The sequence below is a fragment of the Sphingopyxis sp. genome, from assembly GCF_036261875.1.
Lineage (GTDB): Bacteria > Pseudomonadota > Alphaproteobacteria > Sphingomonadales > Sphingomonadaceae > Sphingopyxis.
In genome coordinates, this window is sequence record NZ_DATAJZ010000011.1 from 1 (window position 1) to 19,441 (window position 19,441).

At 63.4% G+C, this 19,441-nt stretch carries 14 protein-coding genes; 8 read left to right on the forward strand and 6 right to left on the reverse strand.

The window, feature by feature from the left end; genetic code table 11:
* The 4 genes from VHO04_RS06445 to VHO04_RS06460 form a co-directional block, all read left to right on the forward strand.
* Positions 1 to 2,181, forward strand: a 2,181-nt coding sequence (locus tag VHO04_RS06445) for a valine--tRNA ligase (protein WP_329627547.1), incomplete at its 5' end; no start/stop codon positions are given.
* A 101-nt stretch (positions 2,182 to 2,282) separates the two neighbouring features.
* Positions 2,283 to 3,644 carry an MATE family efflux transporter gene (locus VHO04_RS06450; protein WP_414713088.1) on the forward strand — a complete coding sequence of 454 codons (1,362 nt, stop codon included), beginning with the start codon at positions 2,283 to 2,285 and terminating at the stop codon, positions 3,642 to 3,644.
* 219 nt (positions 3,645 to 3,863) lie between these two features.
* On the forward strand, positions 3,864 to 5,027 hold the full coding sequence (locus VHO04_RS06455) for a sensor histidine kinase (RefSeq protein ID WP_329627549.1): 1,164 nt from the start codon (positions 3,864 to 3,866) through the stop codon (positions 5,025 to 5,027).
* A gap of 1 nt (position 5,028) precedes the next feature.
* Entirely contained in the window at positions 5,029 to 5,763 is a 735-nt protein-coding gene (locus VHO04_RS06460) for a response regulator transcription factor (RefSeq protein WP_329627550.1), read from the forward strand.
* 55 nt (positions 5,764 to 5,818) lie between these two features.
* Here VHO04_RS06460 and VHO04_RS06465 read toward each other — a convergent pair whose 3' ends face one another.
* Positions 5,819 to 6,184 carry a UrcA family protein gene (locus VHO04_RS06465; RefSeq protein WP_329627551.1) on the reverse strand — a complete coding sequence of 122 codons (366 nt, stop codon included), beginning with the start codon at positions 6,182 to 6,184 and terminating at the stop codon, positions 5,819 to 5,821.
* Between the two features lie 230 nt (positions 6,185 to 6,414).
* On the opposite strand from VHO04_RS06465, the gene VHO04_RS06470 reads away from it, so the two are divergent.
* Entirely contained in the window at positions 6,415 to 6,972 is a 558-nt protein-coding gene (locus VHO04_RS06470) for a hypothetical protein (protein WP_329627552.1), read from the forward strand.
* A gap of 14 nt (positions 6,973 to 6,986) precedes the next feature.
* On the opposite strand, the gene VHO04_RS06475 is transcribed toward VHO04_RS06470, so the two are convergent.
* Positions 6,987 to 7,352: a hypothetical protein gene (locus VHO04_RS06475; RefSeq protein ID WP_329627553.1), complete on the reverse strand. Its 366-nt coding sequence runs from the start codon at positions 7,350 to 7,352 to the stop codon at positions 6,987 to 6,989.
* A gap of 149 nt (positions 7,353 to 7,501) precedes the next feature.
* Here VHO04_RS06475 and VHO04_RS06480 point away from each other — a divergent pair, with 149 nt between their 5' ends.
* Positions 7,502 to 9,040, forward strand: coding sequence for a BCCT family transporter (locus VHO04_RS06480; RefSeq protein ID WP_329627554.1), 1,539 nt, complete (start codon positions 7,502 to 7,504; stop codon positions 9,038 to 9,040).
* A gap of 2 nt (positions 9,041 to 9,042) precedes the next feature.
* On the opposite strand, the gene VHO04_RS06485 is transcribed toward VHO04_RS06480, so the two are convergent.
* A complete protein-coding gene (locus VHO04_RS06485) occupies positions 9,043 to 11,109 on the reverse strand; it encodes a M13 family metallopeptidase (RefSeq protein WP_329627555.1) in 2,067 nt (688 codons plus the stop codon).
* A gap of 145 nt (positions 11,110 to 11,254) precedes the next feature.
* Positions 11,255 to 12,157, reverse strand: a complete 903-nt coding sequence (locus VHO04_RS06490) for a CPBP family intramembrane glutamic endopeptidase (protein ID WP_329627556.1) — start codon at positions 12,155 to 12,157, stop codon at positions 11,255 to 11,257.
* A 153-nt stretch (positions 12,158 to 12,310) separates the two neighbouring features.
* Between VHO04_RS06490 and uvrA the strand changes: the two genes are divergently transcribed.
* Complete coding sequence (uvrA, locus tag VHO04_RS06495; protein ID WP_329627557.1) at positions 12,311 to 15,205, forward strand: excinuclease ABC subunit UvrA; 2,895 nt, start codon at positions 12,311 to 12,313, stop codon at positions 15,203 to 15,205.
* Between the two features lie 605 nt (positions 15,206 to 15,810).
* On the opposite strand, the gene VHO04_RS06500 is transcribed toward uvrA, so the two are convergent.
* Both VHO04_RS06500 and VHO04_RS06505 read right to left on the reverse strand, forming a co-directional pair.
* Positions 15,811 to 16,119 carry a putative quinol monooxygenase gene (locus VHO04_RS06500; protein ID WP_329627558.1) on the reverse strand — a complete coding sequence of 103 codons (309 nt, stop codon included), beginning with the start codon at positions 16,117 to 16,119 and terminating at the stop codon, positions 15,811 to 15,813.
* A 10-nt stretch (positions 16,120 to 16,129) separates the two neighbouring features.
* Positions 16,130 to 17,998 carry an NACHT domain-containing protein gene (locus tag VHO04_RS06505; protein WP_329627559.1) on the reverse strand — a complete coding sequence of 623 codons (1,869 nt, stop codon included), beginning with the start codon at positions 17,996 to 17,998 and terminating at the stop codon, positions 16,130 to 16,132.
* Positions 17,999 to 18,194: 196 nt separating this feature from the next.
* On the opposite strand from VHO04_RS06505, the gene VHO04_RS06510 reads away from it, so the two are divergent.
* A complete protein-coding gene (locus tag VHO04_RS06510; protein ID WP_329627560.1) occupies positions 18,195 to 19,256 on the forward strand; it encodes a substrate-binding domain-containing protein in 1,062 nt (353 codons plus the stop codon).
* Positions 19,257 to 19,441: the final 185 nt, after the last annotated feature.

A 19,441-nucleotide genomic window follows, 5' to 3' on the forward strand; every position in this document is an offset into this window, starting at 1 on the left:
AAACGTCTGGTGAACTGGGACCCGGCGCTCGGCACCGCGATCAGCGACCTCGAAGTCGAGACGCACGAGATCAAGGGCGGCTTCTGGCACTTTCGCTATCCGCTGGCCGACGGTGTTACCACCGATGAGGGCGCCGACCACCTGGTGGTCGCGACCACCCGGCCCGAGACGATGCTGGCGGATATGGCCGTCGCCGTGCACCCGAGCGACGCTCGCTATGCCAGCGTGGTCGGCAAGGACATCGTCCAGCCGATCACCGGCCGCCGGTTCCGGGTGATCGCCGACGAGCACGCCGATCCCGAGCTCGGTTCGGGCGTGGTCAAGATCACCCCGGGGCACGACTTCAACGATTTCGAGGTCGGCAAGCGCGCGGGAATCGCGCCCGGCGAGATGCTCAACATGCTCGATGCCAAGGCCGCGGTGGTGCAGACTGCCGACGGCCTGGTGCCAAACGAATTCATCGGCCTCGACCGCTTCGACGCGCGGGCACTGGTGGTGCAGCGGATGAAGGAGGAGGGCTTCCTCATCCCGCACATCGACAAGGACGGCGCCGAGCACGACGCCGAGCCGCGCACCATCGCCACCCCCTTCGGCGATCGCGGCGGCGTGGTGATCGAGCCCTGGCTGACCGACCAATGGTATGTCGATGCCGAAACGCTCGCGCAGCCGCCGATGGCGGCGGTGCGCGACGGACGCATCAACATCGTCCCCAAGACGTGGGAAAAGACCTTCTTCAACTGGATGGAGAATATCCAGCCGTGGTGCGTCTCGCGCCAACTCTGGTGGGGGCACCGGATTCCGGCATGGTATACCGAGGATGGCCGCATCTTCGTCGCCGAAACCGAAGAGGACGCACAGGCTCAGGCGGGCGCAGGCGTCGCCCTGACCCGCGATCCCGACGTCCTCGACACCTGGTTCTCCTCGGCACTCTGGCCCTTCGCGACGCTCGGCTGGCCCGACGATACCGAGATGCTCCGCCGCCATTACCCCAACGACGTGCTCGTCTCGGGGTTCGACATCCTCTTCTTCTGGGATGCGCGCATGGCGATGCAGGGGATGGAGTTCATGGGCGACGTCCCGTGGAAGACGCTCTATCTCCACGGCCTCGTCCGCGCGCCTGATGGCGCGAAGATGTCGAAATCGAAGGGCAATGTCGTCGATCCGCTCGGGCTGATCGACCAGTACGGCGCCGACGCGCTGCGCTTCTTCATGGCGGCGATGGAGAGCCAGGGCCGCGACATCAAGATGGATGACGCGCGCCTCGCGGGCTATCGCAATTTCGCGACCAAGCTCTGGAACGCCGCGCGCTTCTGCGAAGCCAACGGCATTTCCGCCTCGACCAGCCTCGAAGCGCCCACGGCGAGCCTGCCCGTCAACCGCTGGATCATCGGCGAGGTTGCCGACACCGTCGCGGCGATCGACAAGGCCTTCGCCGCCTATCGCTTCGACGATGCCGCGAATGCGATCTACAGCTTTGCGTGGGATCGCTTCTGCGACTGGTATCTGGAATTGATCAAGCCTGTCTCGAGCGAAGTCGAGAGAGGCGCGATCGACGACGAGACGAAGGCGGTCGCCGGCTGGGTGCTCGACCAGATCCTCGTCATGCTCCACCCCTTCATGCCCTTCATCACCGAAGAGCTGTGGACCGGCCTCGGCGACCGCGACGCCTATCCGCTGATCACCGCCAAATGGCCCGAGCCGAAGGCAGAGCGCGACGCCGAGGCGAGCGCGGATATCGACTGGCTGATCAAGCTGGTCAGTGAACTCCGCGGCGCGAAGGCCGAACTCAGCCTGCCGCCGGGCGCGCGGCTGACCGCGCATTTCCCGGCGTCGCTGAAGGACCGTGCCGACAAGCTCGCGGCACAGCTCGATCGCCTTGCACGGCTCGACGCGATCCGTTTCGAACCCGCGCCGGCGGGTGCATCGGCGCAGCTCGTCGTCGAGGGCGAAACGATCACCGTCCCGCTCGAAGGCGTGATCGACATCGCCGCCGAGCGCGACCGCCTGACCAAGGCGCTCGCCGCCGCGGCGAAGGAACTGGGCGGCCTTGCCGGCCGGCTGAACAATCCGTCGTTCGTCGAACGCGCGAAACCCGAAGCGGTCGAAAAGGCGCGCGCCGATCATGCCGCCAAGGCGGCGGAGGCCGAGCGCCTGACCGCGGCATTGGCACGGCTGGGGTGACCGACGGCGAAACGCCCGTCACGCCGCTGCCCGTCGCGGCCGCGGCCGACCCGGCCGCGGGGCCGATCCCGCCGCGCCAGAACGCGCGCGGCGGCGGGCGGATGGACCTGACCAGCGGGCCGATCACCAAAACGCTGATCCTCTTCGCGCTGCCGACGCTCGCGTCGAACATATTGCAGACGCTGTCGAGTTCGGTGAACTCGATCTGGGTCGGCCAGTTTCTCGGCGAAAGCGCGCTCGCCGCGACCGCCAACGCCAACATCATCATGTTCCTAATGTTCGGCGCCTTTTTTGGCTTCGGCATGGCGGCGACGGTGCTGATCGGCCAGTCGATCGGGCGCGGCGACATCGATGCGGCGCGGCGCGCGGCGGGCGGCGTCATCGGGCTTGCGCTGATCTTTTCGATCGCGATCGCGGTCGTGGGCTGGTTCGCGTCCGACCGAATATTGCATTGGCTGAAAACCCCGCCCGAGGCGTTCGGGCTGGCGCGCGACTATCTGCGCGTCACCTTCCTCGCGGTGCCCGCGAGCATGTTGTCGGTGACGCTGATGATGGCGTCGCGCGGCGCGGGGGATGCCGTGACGCCGCTGCGCTTCATGATGCTGACGGTCGTGCTCGACATCGTGTTCAATCCGGTGCTGATCCTCGGCCTCGGCCCCTTCCCGCGCCTCGGCATCGCGGGCAGCGCGCTCGCCACCGCGACCGCGGGGACGATCAGCCTCGCGGGGATGATCGCCTGGTTCTATGCCCGAAACCATGTGCTGCGCCTTCGCGGCCGCGAACTCGCCTATCTGTTGCCCACGGGGAGCGAGCTTCGCTTCATCGTCGGGCGCGGCCTGCCGATGGGTGCGCAGATGCTCGTCATCTCGGGCGCCGGGCTCGTCATGGTCGGGCTCGTCAATCGCGAGGGACTCGTCACCGCCGCCGCCTATGGCGCGACGTTGCAGCTCTGGAATTATGTCCAGATGCCCGCGCTCGCGATCGGCGCCGCGGTCAGCGCGATGGTGGCGCAGAATATCGGCGCGGCGCGCTGGGACCGCGTGGCGTCAGTGACGAACAGCGGCATGGCGATCAACCTCGTCATGACCGGCATATTGATCGTGCTGCTTCTGCTCTGCGACCGTGCCGCGCTCGCGCTGTTCCTCGGCAGCGGAAGCCCCGCGATCGAGGTGTCGCGTCATATCCAGCTGATCGCGACCTGGACCTTCCTGCCCTTCGGCACCACCATCGTGCTGATCGGCACGTTGCGCGCCAACGGGTCGGTGGTGCCGCCGCTCGTCATCCTGTTCCTGTCGATGTTCCCGATCCGCCTCGGCATCTATTATTTCGGCTATGCAGCGATCGGCAGCGACATTTTGTGGTGGAGCTTTCCGCTGTCCTCACTCGCCTCGCTGGCGATGGCGTGGGCGGTCTACAAGAACGGGGGCTGGCGCCGCACCATGCCGCAACCCAACCTCGGATAGAGTCGGATTCCGCTGCGCGGAATCGCGGCACCGGCCCGCTCCCCCACCCGGCCTCCCCAACGATAGTAAACTATGGGAGGCCGGGTGGGGGAGCGGGCCGGTGCCGCTTCAAATTCCAGCGCGCGGCGGCTTTCGACCAAAGTCCGGGCCGCTTCGACTGGCGGCCGGGAGCCTGCTAGCCTTGCGACGCTGTTTGACGCTAAGGCAGCCTCGATGAACATGACTATCCGCAAAGATACCCTGCGCGACCAACGGGCGAAGATGCTGGCGGCGGCGCCCGACTGGCGCGCCTCCGACGCGCGCGTCAATCCCCCGGTTGCGATCGGATCGATCATCGCGATGTGGCTGCTCTATTTCCTGATCACCACGGGCCTCGGCGTTCTCGCGGGCGCCGAGCAATGGGAGTATACCGGCCGCCGCGCCATCGTCGTCGTCGCCGGCATTTTGTGCACCTTCGTCCTCTACCAGCTCATCCAGCACGTCCAGCCGCGCGGCTTCGGCGCCCGGCTCGCCGTCGCGATGGGGGCAGCGATCCCGCTGGTCATCGTCTATGCGTGCATCAACCTGCTCGTCTTCTATTACTGGCTGCCGCTCCCGGACTCGGCGAAGATCATCGCCGACATCCAGGCGAAATTCCCCGTCGCCTGGGAAATCGTGCTGATCCTCGACAGTTCGATCCGCTGGTATTTCTTCTTCGCGGTCTGGGCCGCGCTCTATGTCGCCTTCGGCTATGCCAATGAGATGCGCGCGGTCGAGCGGCGCGCGAACCATTTCCGCATCGAGGCGCAGACCGCGCAGCTGCGCGCGCTTCACTATCAGGTCAATCCGCACTTTCTGTTCAATACGCTCAATTCGCTGTCGACGCTCGTCCTGCGCGGGTCGAAGAGCGAGGCCGAGACGATGATCATGAACCTGTCGTCCTTCCTGCGATCGAGCCTCGCGATCGACCCCGAACAGCTCGTCAGCCTGGACGAGGAAATCGCGCTCCAGCGGCTCTATCTCGATATCGAGCAGGTCCGCTTCCCCGACCGGCTGCAGGTCGAGGTCGCGGTGCCGAAGGAACTGGAAAATGCCTGCGTCCCGGTGCTGATCCTGCAGCCGATCATCGAAAATGCGATCAAATATGGCGTCGCGCCGAGCAAGGGCCGAATCGCGATCCGGCTGACCGCGAGCAGCGAGCACGGCCTGCTCGTCGTCCGCACCGAAAACGACATCGATCCCAAAGCGCCGGTTCCCGCGCCGGGAACGGGCCTTGGCCTCGGCAACGTCCGCGAGCGGCTGCTGACCCGCCATGGCCCCGCGGCGGGCTGCGAATGGGGGGTGTCGGACAGCGGCGGCTTCTTCGTTTCCTTATGGCTGCCGCTGGCACGGGAGGGATGTTGAGATGATGCGGACACTGCGCACCCTGATCGTCGACGACGAACCGCTGGCGATCGAGCGGCTCCAGATCCTCGCCGGGCAGCAGGATGGCATTTCGCTCGTCGGCACCGCCAGCGACGGCGCCTCGGCGCTGCGCATGGTCGACGCGCTCGCGCCCGACCTCGTTCTCTGCGACATCGCGATGCCCGATCTCGACGGGCTGGCGGTCGCGGCGGCGATCGACAAGATCGACAATCCGCCCGCGGTCGTCTTCGTCACCGCTTTCGACCGCTATGCGGTGGCGGCGTTCGACGTCGCCGCGGTCGATTATCTGCTCAAGCCGGTATCGCCCGACCGCCTCGCGCGTGCGCTGGCCCGCGTGCGCGAGTGGAGCGCGACCGACCGCGCGCCCAAGCAGAAGAGCAAGTGGATCAGCGAATTCTGGGTCCAGAACCGCGGCGAGATGCTGCGCATCGATGCCGACCAGGTCGACCTGATCGAGGCCGAACGCGATTATATGCGCCTGCATGTCGGCGGCCGAAGCTGGCTGATCCATCAGACGATCAAGTCACTGGAGGCGCGGATGGACCCCGACCAGTTCATGCGTATCCACCGGTCGAAGATGATCCGCCGCGACGGCATCGTCGGGCTCAAGCACCATGGCGACGGCGCATGGAGCGTCGACCTGGGCGAAGGCGGTGTCCACCGGATCGGCCGCACCTATCTGCACGACGTAAAGGCGATCACGCACGGAGCATGATCGCCTTCGTCAGGGCCACCCCCTGCTTATGGGCGGCCCCGATGGCAACGGCCCGTCAGGGAGCGGCGACGACCGGCGGTTTCTCGCTCGCGAACCGGGCGCTGCTTCCCTTGAACAAGGCTGCGAGTTGCGGTTCGACACTGCCTCGCGCCCGCGCTTCGCACGCGCGTTCGAACCCGCGCTCTTCCAGCGAGGGACGAATATTGACACGGCACACCGAACGGATGGCTCTGCGAATGCGGGTATCGAGTTGCTCGCGGCCATCGACGGTCTGAAGGTCGAGATCGCCGTAACGTACCATGACGCGCGGCGCATCGTCGTCCTGCGCCATCGCGGGCACCGCAGCGCCGGTGGCCGCCATCGTCAGGGAGATCAGGGCCAGAGTCGGTTTGAACGTCGGTTTGAATGTCGGCTTGAACATGGGGGGAGTCCTCTCAATCCGGAGTTATGATGCGAGACACGGCCTGATGTTAACCGGGGAGATTGCACCAGCCCGCATCCCGCATCGATGGAATACGCCATAACCGGCCGACCCGCACGAGCGGTTCGACCGGCTCGGGAGCCCGGTCGATCAGGCGGACGAAGCGCATTGGGGCATCGACCAATGGCCGAGAGCTTGCATCCGCGCCCGACAATGGCTTTCTTCGCGCCATGAGGAGGAAACCCCGCCCCTCTTCGAGTCGCGACCGCGCCGCGCGCCGGCTGGTCTGGGCGCTCGGGCTCGGTCTTGCCGGGGTCATCGGCGGCGCGCTACTGGGCTTCGCGGTCGTCAACAAGGGGCTCGACCGCGCGGCCGGCAGCGACGCTTCCTTTGCCGGGCTCAGCGCCAATCCCGACGCGCTCGTCACCGAACAGGCGGACGCTCCGCCCTGCCCCGACTGCGCCGACAGCTATGGCGTCGCCGCGCGGCTGAACGCCCGGCACGATCGCCGGATGAGCGATGCCTTTCGGGACCTCGGCCAGGTGGACGACGATGTCCTGCCACCGCCCGAACCGGCGCCCGAACCGGCAGACGATTATCGCTATGGCCGCCTTCCCGATCCCGCGCCAAACCCGGACCCTCCGCCGCGTCCCGAACCGCGAGACGGGCCGGCGATGGTCATCCCCGTCGCGCCGCCGCCTCCCCCCATGACTTTACCGGAGCCCGCCGGCAAACCGCAGCAAAAAGGCCCCGGCGAACCGCCGGAGCCTCCTGCCGTTCCCCAATAGCTATCGTCAGTGCGTCAATTCTTGGGCTGCGGCGCCGCGCAGCGCGACGTGTCGCCGGCCTTGCAGGCCGCAACATCGGCTTCCCACTGAATCCGCTCCTCGGCCGACATGGTGGCGACGCGCGCCTTTTCGGCCTCATAGGCCTCGGTTTCCCTGGCGAATTCGGATTGCGCGGCGGCCTCTTGCTGATCGCGCGCCGCCACCTGCGCCTCATAAGCCTGCGTCTCCGCATTGGCCTTCGCCAACTGGTCGGCGTTGAGCCGCGCCGTGTTGGACCGCTCCTCCGCCGTCGTCCCATCGGGATTTTTCTGCATCGCGCCGGCCTGTCCCGCCGCGAACAGCGCCATCACCGCACTGGCCGTCAAAATCGCCCTGATCATCGAAGCGCTCCTTCCAATTCAGGCACCTGCCCGTCCAACGTTTTGCTCGGCTCGTCGTTCCCGGCAGCGCAGGCCGATCGCATGGATTTGACGACGCGCCGCCCAGCCGTCATGCTGACCCCGTCCTCCATGTCCGAACGGCGGATCATTTGCCAGCAGCTTCTCGCCACCCGCTCAACCGACCGGTCTTTTTCATTCCGCTGGCGATCCTGTCGATCGCACTGCTGCTCAGCGTCTGGCGGGGCGCCGCGTTCGTCGCCGCGGAAACCGCGGTCAACGACTGGATCCTGCGCCAACTCGGCCCGCTGTTCGCGGGCGCCGGCGTCGCGTTCCTCGCGCTGCTCGGCGCGGTTGCCCTGTCGCCGCTCGGCCGGACGGTGATCGGCGGCGCGGGCGCGCGGCCGCTGCTGAACCGCTGGCGCTGGTTCGCGGTGATGCTCTGCACGACGATCGCGACCGGGATTCTGTTCTGGGGCGCCGCCGAGCCCTTGTTCCACCTCAACGCGCCGCCGCCGATGCTGGGGCTCGAACCCGGCAGCGACGCCGCGGCGGCCTTCGCCATGTCGACGATGTTCCTGCACTGGACGCTCACGCCCTATGGCATCTACACCGTCGCCGCGCTCGCCTTTGCGCTCGTCTATTACAACCGCGGCGAGCCCTTCAGCCTGTCGTCGCTGTTCGTGCCCTTGCTCGGGCATCGCGCGCGCGGACCGGTCGGCACCGGCATCGATATCGTCTGCCTCTATGCGCTCGTCGCGGGGATGGCGGCATCGATGGGCGCGGGCATATTGGCGATCGCGGGCGGCATCGAAACGCTCGGCGGTTTCGCCGGGGGAATGCCGCTCCGCTGGGCCGTCGCGATCCTGATCGTCGCGAGCTTCCTGATCTCGGCCGCAACCGGCCTGCAAAAGGGCATTGCGGGACTGTCGGTGCTCAACACCTGGCTCTTCTTCGCCATTATCGCCTTTGCCCTGCTTGCCGGACCGACGGCGGAAATGTTCGGCCTGTCGCTGCGCGGCGGCGCCGAATATGTCGGCACCTTCATTCCCCGCAACCTCGGCCTCGACGTCGACGGCGACTGGAGCCGCCAGTGGACGATCTTCTATTGGGGGAACTGGTTCGCCTGGGCGCCGGTCACGGCGCTGTTCCTCGGCCGCCTCGCGGTCGGCTACAGCGTCCGCGAATTCATCCTGATGAACCTTGTCCTGCCGTCGCTGTTCGGGGCGCTGTGGATGACCGCCATCGCCGGATCGGCGATCGTCCTCGATCAGCAAAGCGGCGCCAGCCTCTATGCCGTCATCGCCGCCAAGGGGCCAGACTCGGTTCTCTTTCGCCTGTTCGACGCCCTCGGCGGCGGCCCCGCAGTGACCGGGCTCATCCTCTTCACCATCTTCCTCTCCTATGTCGCCGGGGCCGACGCCAATGTCTCGGCGATGAGCGCGCTTTCGACGCGCGGCATCACCCCCGACGCGCCCGAGGCGCCGATGGCGGTTCAGAGCGTATGGGGAATTGCGGTGGGCCTGGTCGCGGTCGTGCTCGTCGCCGCGTCGGGGATCGACGGCATCCGCATGATGTCGGTGCTGGGCGGCGCGCCCGCGCTGTTCGTGATCATCGGCGCGGCGCTATCGCTGGCCGTGATGACGGTGCGGGGGCAGCGCGCAGCGGCCGCCCCCGTCGTCGCCGAATAACCTCACCAGATTCGGGTGCGGGCCTCGGGCTTCAGATAATATTTGGCGGCCGGCGTCACATTGAACGCCTTGTACCAGGCATCGACGTTGCGCAGCGGCCCGATGATACGCCAGCGTGAGGGGCTGTGCGGATCGCTCGCCACCTGCTGCTTGATCGCATCGTCGCGGGCCTTGTCACGCCATGCCTGCGCAAAGGCGAGGAAGAAGCGCTGGTCGCCGGTCAGCCCGTCGATCACCGGCGCCTCCTTGCCGCCCAGCGAGCGGTGATAGGCGTCGTAGGCGACCTCCAACCCGGCAAGATCGGCCAGATTCTCGCCTATCGTCAGGTCTGGATTGATGAAGGCGCCCGGCGCCGCCTCATAGGTCGCATATTGCGCGCCGAAGCCCTTGGCCTGCTCGTCGAAGCGCTTGGCGTCGGCGGCGGTCCACCAGTCGCGCACCGCACCGTTGGCATCGACCTTGCGGCCCTGATCGTCGAAACCATGGCTGATCTCATGGCCGATGACGGCGCCGATTGCGCCATAGTTGACCGCATCGTCGACATTCTCGGCAAAATAGGGCGCCTGCAGGATGCCCGCGGGAAAGACGATCTTGTTTTCGAGGAAGCCGTTATAGGCGTTCACTTCCTGCGGGTTCATCGACCATTTCTTGCGATCGACCGGCTTGTCGAGATCGGACAGCGTATAGGCATATTCGAACGCCGCGCTGCGCTTCACATTGCCGTAGAGATCGGTCGGATCGATCTTCAGCCCCGAATAGTCGCGCCATTTATCGGGATAGCCGACCATGACGTCCATCTTTTCGAGCTTCGCGATCGCCGCCGCCTTGGTCTCGGGCGCCATCCAGCCGTTGCCGCGGATGCGGTCGCCCATCGCAAGCTTCAGATTGGCGACCAATGTTTCCATCTTCGCCTTGGCGCTCGCCGGGAAATAGGCCTTCGCATATTCCTCGCCGACCCGTTCGCCGAGGCTGCCGTCGACCAGCCGCAACCCGCGCTTCCAGCGCGGGCGCAGTTCGGTAACGCCGCTCAGCGCCTTGGTATATTCGAAGCGGCTGTCGACCCAGTCCTTCGACAGATAGTTCGCCGCATTGTCGGCGACATGGAATGACTGCCACAGCTTGAGCGTATCGAGCGGCGTCTTCGCATAGAGCGCCGCGATGTCGCGGATCGCCGTATTTTCGTTGACGATGATCCGCTTCTGGCCGCCGATATCCGCCCCGGCGAACCAGGCGGCCCAGTCGAGCCCCGGCGCATAGGCGGCGAGTTCGGCCGACGACATCGGATTATTGATCTTACCGATGTCGCGGCGGTCGGCGATCGCCCAGCTCGCCTTCGCGACCTCGGTCTCGAAAGCGAGGATCGTGTCGGCCGCCTTTTCAGGCGCCGGATCGCCGATCATCTTCATCGTGCGGACGATATAGGCGCGGTAGGCGTCGCGTTGCGGCTTGAAGGCGTCGTTCAGATAATAGTCGCGATCGGGAAGGCCGAGCCCGCCCTGCCCCAGCCACAGCACGTTCGTCGTCGGGTCGGCGCTGTCGGCATAGGGCTCGCCGCCGACGATCGAAACGCCGAAGCTTCCTTGCGAAGCGCCCATGAAGCGCGCCATCTCGCTCCGGTCCTTGATGGCCTGCACCGTCGCGATATCGGCCATCAGCGGCTTTGCGCCGAGCGCCTCGACACGCGCCTCGTCCATGAAACTCTGATAGAGGCCGCCGACCTGGCTCGTCGCGGGCGCGCCAGTGACGAGTTGGCGAAGCTGACGCTGCGTCAGGTTATAGACGTCGTAATCGACTCCTGCCGAGGTCTGGTCGGCCGGAATCTCGGTGCGGGCGAACCAGCCGCCGTTCGCATATTTGTCGAAATCGTCGCCCGGCTTCACCGACGTGTCGCGCGCCCCGAGATCGACACCCCATGTACCGAAGCGCAGCGCCTTGAGCGATCCGTCGTCCTTGGCGGATACAGCGCCATCCGCGCTGGCCGGCTGCGCGCGATCCTGAGCCAGCGTCGGCGCCGCCACCAGCGCGGCGGCGAGCGCGAGAGCGGCCCCTCCTGCGAAAAATCTCTTCATGTCCCCAGTCTCCTCATCGGCCCGTGCCGCCCCGGCGGCACGGGAGCCATGGTCCGACTTGTCCGCGCGGGGAGACGGCGGGTCAAGCGAGCGGCCCGGCATTGGTCGAAGCCTTTGGGATGTTGGTGGAAAGCCGAAGCCCTCTTCAGGTGCCGAAGCGCCCCTTCCGCCATGCCAGCGTCAGGCAGACCGCGCTCCCCGCCAGCGATACGGCGAGCGCCGCGACCGAGGCCTCGGGACCGAAACCGCCACCGCTGAGCAGCGTCGCCACGCCCTGCGCGGGATACATTCGCAGCGGCCCGGTGACAAAAGCGTCGAGACCCGAAACCGTGCTTCCGAACAGCCAGCCGAGCGTGAAATTCCAGCCCGCGTGCATCCCGATCGACATCCATAGGCGCCCGGTGAGCAGATAGAGGCCGGCGCCGATCCCTTCGCCGGCGATCAGACAGAGTGCCCCGAACGGGCTGGCGCCGGGATTTGCGAGATGGAGTCCTCCGAAGAGAAGCGCCGTCGCGATCAAGGCCGGCCACACCCCGAATGCGCGCCATAACATGCGGAAAATGACGATCCGCATCAGCACTTCCTCGATCACCGCGGACTGCACCGTCTGCTTCATCGCTTCGGCGACTCCCGTGATCGGTGCTGCGGCAAGGACGACCCAGCCGGCGCTCCACATGATCGCGAGGATGACCGCCATGATCGCACCGCCGATGGCGACGCCGATGGACAGCTCGCGCAGCGCGTGTCTCGGATCGATTTCGTGCGCCGCGCGTCTTTCGCCCCATCGCACCATCAGCGCATAGGCCCCGAGCATGGCGAGCGATCCCACCAGCACGGCCGCGAGGCGGGCGCCGGTCGGCGCCGCAGCGCGCGTCGTGAAGGGCTGGCCTGCCAGAAAAGCGGCGAACCGAAGGGTCGTATCGGCCGCCACATTGAAGGTCAGCACGCAAAGGACCGCCAGGGCGATCATGAAGACCAGCGCGCGGAGCCATTGGTAACGGCCGGGTTTCAACCAGCCGTCGGCCCCCAATTCCACCAGTGCCGTCATTCGCCCTCCCTAAATTGGCGCAAGAAATATCATTAGTGTATTGTATAAGCAATACACGACGGCGCCCTTGCGCCTCGCGTCATCCAGCCCCATCTTGCGAACAGGTTCGCGCCCCCTTGCGCGCCAAGAACAAATCTGGAACAAGCCTCTCCCATGAGTCTCACTCACATCTCCGTGCGCGGCGCGCGCGAGCATAATCTGAAGGGCGTCGACGTCGACCTGCCGCGCGACGCGCTGATCGTCATCACCGGACTTTCCGGCTCGGGCAAATCGAGCCTCGCCTTCGACACCATCTATGCCGAAGGGCAGCGGCGCTATGTCGAGAGCCTGTCGGCCTATGCGCGCCAGTTCCTTGAGATGATGCAGAAGCCCGACGTCGAACATATCGACGGGCTGTCGCCGGCGATCAGTATCGAGCAGAAGACGACGTCGCGCAACCCGCGATCGACGGTCGCGACGGTGACCGAAATCTATGACTATATGCGCCTGCTCTGGGCGCGCGTCGGCATTCCCTATTCGCCCGCGACCGGCGAGCCGATCAGCGCGCAGACGGTGAGCCAGATGGTCGATCGCATCCGTGAGCTTCCCGAGGGCACCCGCGCTTATCTGCTCGCGCCGGTCGTCCGCGGCCGCAAGGGCGAGTATCGCAAGGAACTGGCGCAGTGGCAGAAGGAAGGCTTCACCCGCGTCCGCATCGACGGCACCTTCTACGAGATCGAGGATGCGCCCGCGCTCGACAAGAAATACAAGCATGACATCGAGGTCGTCGTCGACCGCATCGTCGTGCGCGAAGGGATCGAGACGCGGCTCGCCGACAGCTTCGAAACCGCACTGAAGCTGGCCGAAGGGCTGGCCTATGTCGACCTCGCCGACGGCGTCGTGCCGGGGCGCGAAGAGGAAGACACCGGCGGGGCGATGAAAGGCGCGGGCATCCCCGCGAACCGCATCATCTTCTCCGAGAAATTCGCCTGCCCCGTTTCGGGCTTCACCATCGCCGAGATCGAACCGCGGCTGTTCAGCTTCAACGCACCGCAGGGCGCGTGCCCGGCGTGCGACGGGCTCGGCGAGCGGCTCGAATTCGATCCCGAGCTCGTCGTCCCCAACCATGCGCTGAGCCTGAAAAAGGGCGCGGTCGTGCCGTGGGCGAAGTCGAACCCGCCATCGCCTTACTATATGCAGGTGCTCGAAAGCCTTGGCAAAGCCTATGGCTTTTCGCTCGAAACGCCGTGGCAGGACCTGCCCGGCGAGGTGCAGCTCATCATCCTTTACGGCAGCGGCGGCAAGCCGGTCGAGCTGACCTTCAAGGACGGCAAGCGCACCTATACGACGCACAAGGCCTTCGAAGGCGTCATCGGCAACCTCAACCGCCGGATGCTGCAGACCGAGAGCGCATGGATGCGCGAGGAACTCGGCAAATATCAGACCGCGCAGCCGTGCGAGACCTGCCACGGCGCGCGCCTGCGCCCCGAACCGCTCGCGGTGAAGATCGCGGGCGAAGACATCAGCCGGTCCGCGCAGCGCTCGGTCGCCGACGCGCTGGCGTGGTTCAGCACGCTCGACGAGAAGCTGAACGAGACGCAGCGGCAGATTGCGAAGGCGATCCTAAAAGAGATCAACGAGCGGCTCGGCTTCCTCAACAATGTCGGGCTCGACTATCTCAATCTCAACCGGACGTCAGGCACGCTCAGCGGCGGCGAGAGTCAGCGCATCCGCCTTGCCAGCCAGATCGGCAGCGGCCTGTCAGGCGTGCTCTACGTCCTCGACGAGCCGTCGATCGGTCTCCACCAGCGCGACAACGACCGGCTGCTCGCGACCCTGAAGCGCCTCCGCGACCTCGGCAACACGGTGATCGTCGTCGAGCATGACGAGGATGCGATCCGCCACGCCGATTATGTCGTCGACATGGGTCCCGGCGCGGGCGTCCACGGCGGCGAGATCGTCGCCGAGGGCACGCTGAAGCAGGTGCTCGCGAACAAGAAGAGCCTGACCGCCGCCTATCTGACCGGCGCGAAGAAGATCGAGGTGCCGGCGCACCGCCGCCCCGGCAACGGCTTCGATCTGGTGCTCAAGGGCGCGCGCGCCAACAACCTACGCAATGTCACCGCGAAAATCCCGCTCGGCACCTTTACCTGCGTCACCGGCCTGTCGGGGTCGGGCAAGTCGAGCCTCGTCATCGACACGCTCTATGCCAGCGCAGCGCGGACGCTGAACGGCGCGCGGCTCGTCGCGGGGCCGCACGACGCGCTCACCGGCCTCGAGCATTGCGACAAGGTGATCGACATCGACCAGTCGCCGATCGGCCGCACTCCGCGATCGAACCCCGCGACGTACACGGGCGCCTTCACGATCATCCGCGACTGGTTCGCGGGGCTGCCAGAGGCGCAGGCGCGCGGCTACAAGCCCGGGCGCTTCAGCTTCAACGTCAAGGGCGGGCGCTGCGAAACCTGCACCGGCGACGGGCTGATCAAGATCGAGATGCACTTCCTGCCCGATGTCTATGTGACGTGCGAAACGTGCCACGGCAAACGCTACAACCGCGAGACGCTGGAGGTAAAGTTCAAGGGCAAGAGCATCGCCGACGTGCTCGACATGACGGTCGAGGATGCCGCCGATTTCTTCAAGGCGGTGCCCGCGATCCGCGACAAGATGGCGATGCTCGTCCGCGTCGGGCTCGGTTATATCAAGGTCGGGCAGCAGGCGACGACCCTGTCGGGCGGCGAGGCGCAGCGGGTGAAGCTGGCGAAGGAGCTGTCGCGGCGCTCGACCGGGCAGACGCTCTACATCCTCGACGAGCCGACGACGGGCCTGCATTTCGAGGATGTCCGCAAATTGCTCGAAGTGCTGCAGGCGCTGGTCGATCAGGGCAACAGCGTCGTGGTGATCGAGCATAATCTCGACGTCATCAAGACCGCCGACTGGATCGTCGACCTCGGCCCCGAAGGCGGCGTCAAGGGCGGCGAGATCGTCGCGGCGGGCACGCCGGAACAGGTGGTGAAGGAGAAGCGCAGCTTCACCGGGCAATATCTGGCGCCGCTGTTGGGGAAATAGGGGCGGCGACACCCTTCCCCCTCTTCATCGTCACCCCGGACTTGATCCGGGGTCCCGCTCAGCGACATCGACAAGCGGGACCCCGGATCAAGTCCGGGGTGACGGAAACGGGTTGTGCTATGCCGATCCCATCAGCCTCACGGTGACACCCTCTGCGGCATAGATGCGCATCGCAGGCGGTTGCGGCGACCGCGCGCGCCAACGATCCAAAGTTCAGTAAAGTTCAGCCTTGTGCGCCGATTTGCCGCGGCCATACCCCGCGCACTGCGGCGAAGCCAAACCGGGCCGCGCCCGCACGCCGGGCGCCACCGCTTTTGTCCATGATGCGAAAGAGCCAGGATCAAGGCTGGCACAGCCGAATAATGTAGGAAAGCGATTTTTGCCCTTCTCCCCTCCCGCTGGCGGGAGGGGCCGAGGGGCGGTGCTTTTTGCCTCTCCTTCTTCGTGGCTTCGTGTCTTTGTGCGAACCCAAAAATCTCGCACAAAGACACGAAGCCACGAAGAAGAGCGAGATTCCCGCTTTCGCGGGAATGACGAGAGAGGGATGAAGGAGGCTGGCAAGCCTCTGCCTCTCCCGCGGGAGGGAGGGGAGTTTCGCCCCGCCCCTATCCCATCAGCGTCGCGGTGATATCCTCGGCGGTATAGATGCGGATCGCGGGCGGTTCGGACGAAAGGCGCCGCATGTCGGCGACGAAGGCGCGCGCCGCGGGCACCGCGAAATGCGCACGCACCGCATCGACGCTCGCCCACTCCTCGACGAAGACGAGGCGGTCGGGGTTCTCGACATCGACATGGCAATGATGCGCCAGACACCCCGGCTCAGCGCGCGACCGCGCGCTATGCTCGGCGCCGAGCGCGATCATGCGCTCGCGATGCTCCGGGGTGAGGATGACGTGGCCGGTGATGAGGATCATGAAATGCGCATCAGTTTTCAGAAAAAAGTTTATCTATAAAATCTTTTCTACTTGTTATCTCATCAGAAATTCCCATTCTAATATCTTTTATTCTACAAAAATCTCTCTCTGAATTCAAATATATCAACTTGTTTCTTAGTTCATCAATAGGAATATCTCTAAATATTAGCGACTTGACGGGTATTTCCTTTTCCTCGTACCAACTCGAAACCTCTGAGCTTTGCAAATCTGGAAGGCTATCCCAGTTCTGTTCAGCATATCTTTGCAGTTCGTAAAACCATTCGATGGAATTTTCATTTTCCGAGACGGGGTAGAATGAGAAGAAAACAGAGTAGAATTCTTGCCACTTCCCTCTTCGAAATCTAACAGGCTCAATAAAATGTTTTTCTGAGTACCGAGAATGCCCCTCGGGCAACCGAGCAAGATCAAGCGCTTCATATCCGGCAAAGACTGGATGAGTCTTTGCACTGTCACCAATACCAACCTCGTTGAGGTATTTTTCACAATTCTCAATAACCCATGTAGCCTCGATCTGATCCCTAGCCATTTCAAACAACATTGAAAGAACGCCATCATACCGACGCACTGCAACATCATTTAAGAAGTTGTCCCGAATATCTTGAGGACAGAGAGATAGAAAATATGCAGTGAAAAACTCTTGAAACGATCTATGAACAAAAAAGTATGAATGTCCCTCCCTCATAATAAGGCATACAGCCTCCTCAAGATCATACATTAGGTCATTTGCGGTATCAGATTTCTTGTAATATTTAAGAGCGTCAACCAGGTGCGACTTAAGCTCGCTTTCTATAAATTCCGTTTTCTCCATCACATATGTTTTTAAGCAAAATAACGAAAAAACTTCTTGAAATTCATCTATCTGCATCGACGTACGGCGGCGTCGCTCATACTGATCCTTTGTAGCATCATGTTTGTGAAACAGTGTCCTGAATGCCTCAGAATAAAATAAATGCATCTTATCAGGAATATTTCCATTTAGTTCATAAGAAAGAAGCATAAGTATTGCAAGAAGAGGGTTAGATAGGAAGCTTTGATGGCTTTCAAATAAGCCATCATTTACCTTCTTTATGAATCTATTTATCACATCTCTTTTATAGTTCAATTTTTTAATTAGCTCTATTACCTTTGACTTGGACATTGGATCTATGTCCCAGACTTGAAAATGCCTCCAAGACTGAAAATCCTCATTAGGCCTCCCTGTCACTATGATAGAGCATTTAGGATATGTTTCAGATATCTCGATAATTTGCTGCTCTATACTCTCTCGATTTTCAAAATTTATTTCATCATATCCGTCGAGGATGAGGCAAAATGATCCGGCCTCCAACCCAGATCTAAGATTTTCGATCTGGATGGAGCTCGTGCGTCGATAAGATTTATGAACATGATCCAAAAGCGTTGGAGACTTCGAGCGATTCATGTGCCTGAGCTCGATAAATAGAGGAATTATCCCACTTGGGTTCTCAAAAAGGCTTAAAGAAATGTACCGAGCAAGCATACTCTTTCCGGTACCAGCTCTCGCTGATATTGTGAAATTCTCGCCTTTTGAAATTTTTTCAATAATAGACTGTTCAGATATCTTCTTTTCTCGATGCTTTTCTTGACTCAGCGTTGGCGAGACAAAATGATCTAGTACGGGAACAAAGTTAGCAGGATCAGCGAACGTCTTGAACGTGGAAACTCGGCCGTACGTTTCCTCCAAGATAGGTTTGTAGCTGCTAAGCTTACCAAGAGCTTTAAGGGCCTGCGTCCGAGCGGCCCCGCTTAGTTTCGCTTCGACACGCTCGAGTGCCTTATCAAACAGTTTGGCAGTACGTTCAGCAGCTATTGCCGCTGCGCCAATAGTTATCGGATCCATTTATTCCCCCAAGTCACTGCCTCCAGATAGCATCTGGGACGGTATTAGAGAAATTGTCAATGTCCGAGCTCAATCCATGACACTTCCATGACACTCCCTGTCACAAACGCGTCACACAAAACCCCCATTGGCGGCTCAGCGAGTCGCCGCGGGGGTGGCGGCTTGGTTCGGTAACGACCCCCGACAGGATTGTTCCATGTTCCAGAAGTTTGCTCCCCGGATGCTTGGCTTCGCTGGTGCGGCGACGTGCGCGCTGGCGCTTTCCGCGTGCCAGGATCAGGCGTCCTCGGGCGGCGGTGCGCGCGATTATATCAGCGCGGTCGGATCGTCGACCGTCTATCCCTTTGCGACCGCGGTGGGCGAGAAGTTCGCCGAAGCCACCGGCAACAAGACGCCCAAGATCGACAGCACCGGGACCGGCGGCGGCTTCGAGCGTTTCTGCCAGGGCGCGGGCGGCGACACGCCCGACATCGCCAACGCCTCGCGCCGCATGAAGAAGAAGGAATTCGACACCTGCGCCAAGAACGGCGTCACCGACATCGTCGAAATCCAGATCGGCATCGACGGCATCGCGCTCGGCGAAGCGCAGCGTGGTCCTGGCTTCAAGCTGACCGAGGAAGACGTCTACAAGGCGCTCGCGGCGAACCCCTATGGCAAGCCGAACACCGCGAAGACGTGGAAAGACGTCAATCCGGCGCTGCCCGCGGTCGGCATCTCGGTCTTTGGCCCGCCGTCGACCAGCGGCACCTATGATGCGTTCAAGGAACTGATCCTCGGCAAGGGCTGCGACGCCAACCCCGAGATGAAGGCGCTGAAGGACAGCGACAAGGACAAGCATGAAGCGGTCTGCACCGGCCTGCGCGGCGCGCCCTTCTATGTCGAGCAGGGCGAGAACGACAATCTGATCATCTCGAAACTCGACAAGAACCCCGACAGCCTGGGCATCTTCGGCTTCTCCTACCTCGACGCCAACAAGGACAAGATCAAGGCGGTGCCGGTGCAGGGCGTGTCGCCGACCTATGACACGATCGCCGGCGGCAGCTATCCGGGATCGCGTCCGCTGTTCATCTATATCAAGAAGGCGCATGTCGGCGTCGTTCCGGGGCTCGCCGAATATGTGGCGGAATTCCTGAAGGGCGCGGCGAAAGACGGCTATCTCGCCGCCAAGGGCCTCGTCATCTCGCCCCCCGACGTGGCGGCGAAGGCCGCGGCGAACGCCAAGGGCATGACGCCGCTGAATGGCGCCGAATTGAAGTAACCTCCCCCCTGCTGGTGGCTGGGGTGGGAGGGCGACATGCCCCCTCCCCGGCCGCCTTTTTCGGATCGTCATTGCGAGGAGCGGAGCGACGAAGCAATCTCCAGCTATCGCCCGGCTGATCCGACAGCTGGAGATTGCTTCGCTTCGCTCGCAATGACGGCAACGGATTTGTTTACCGGATGACG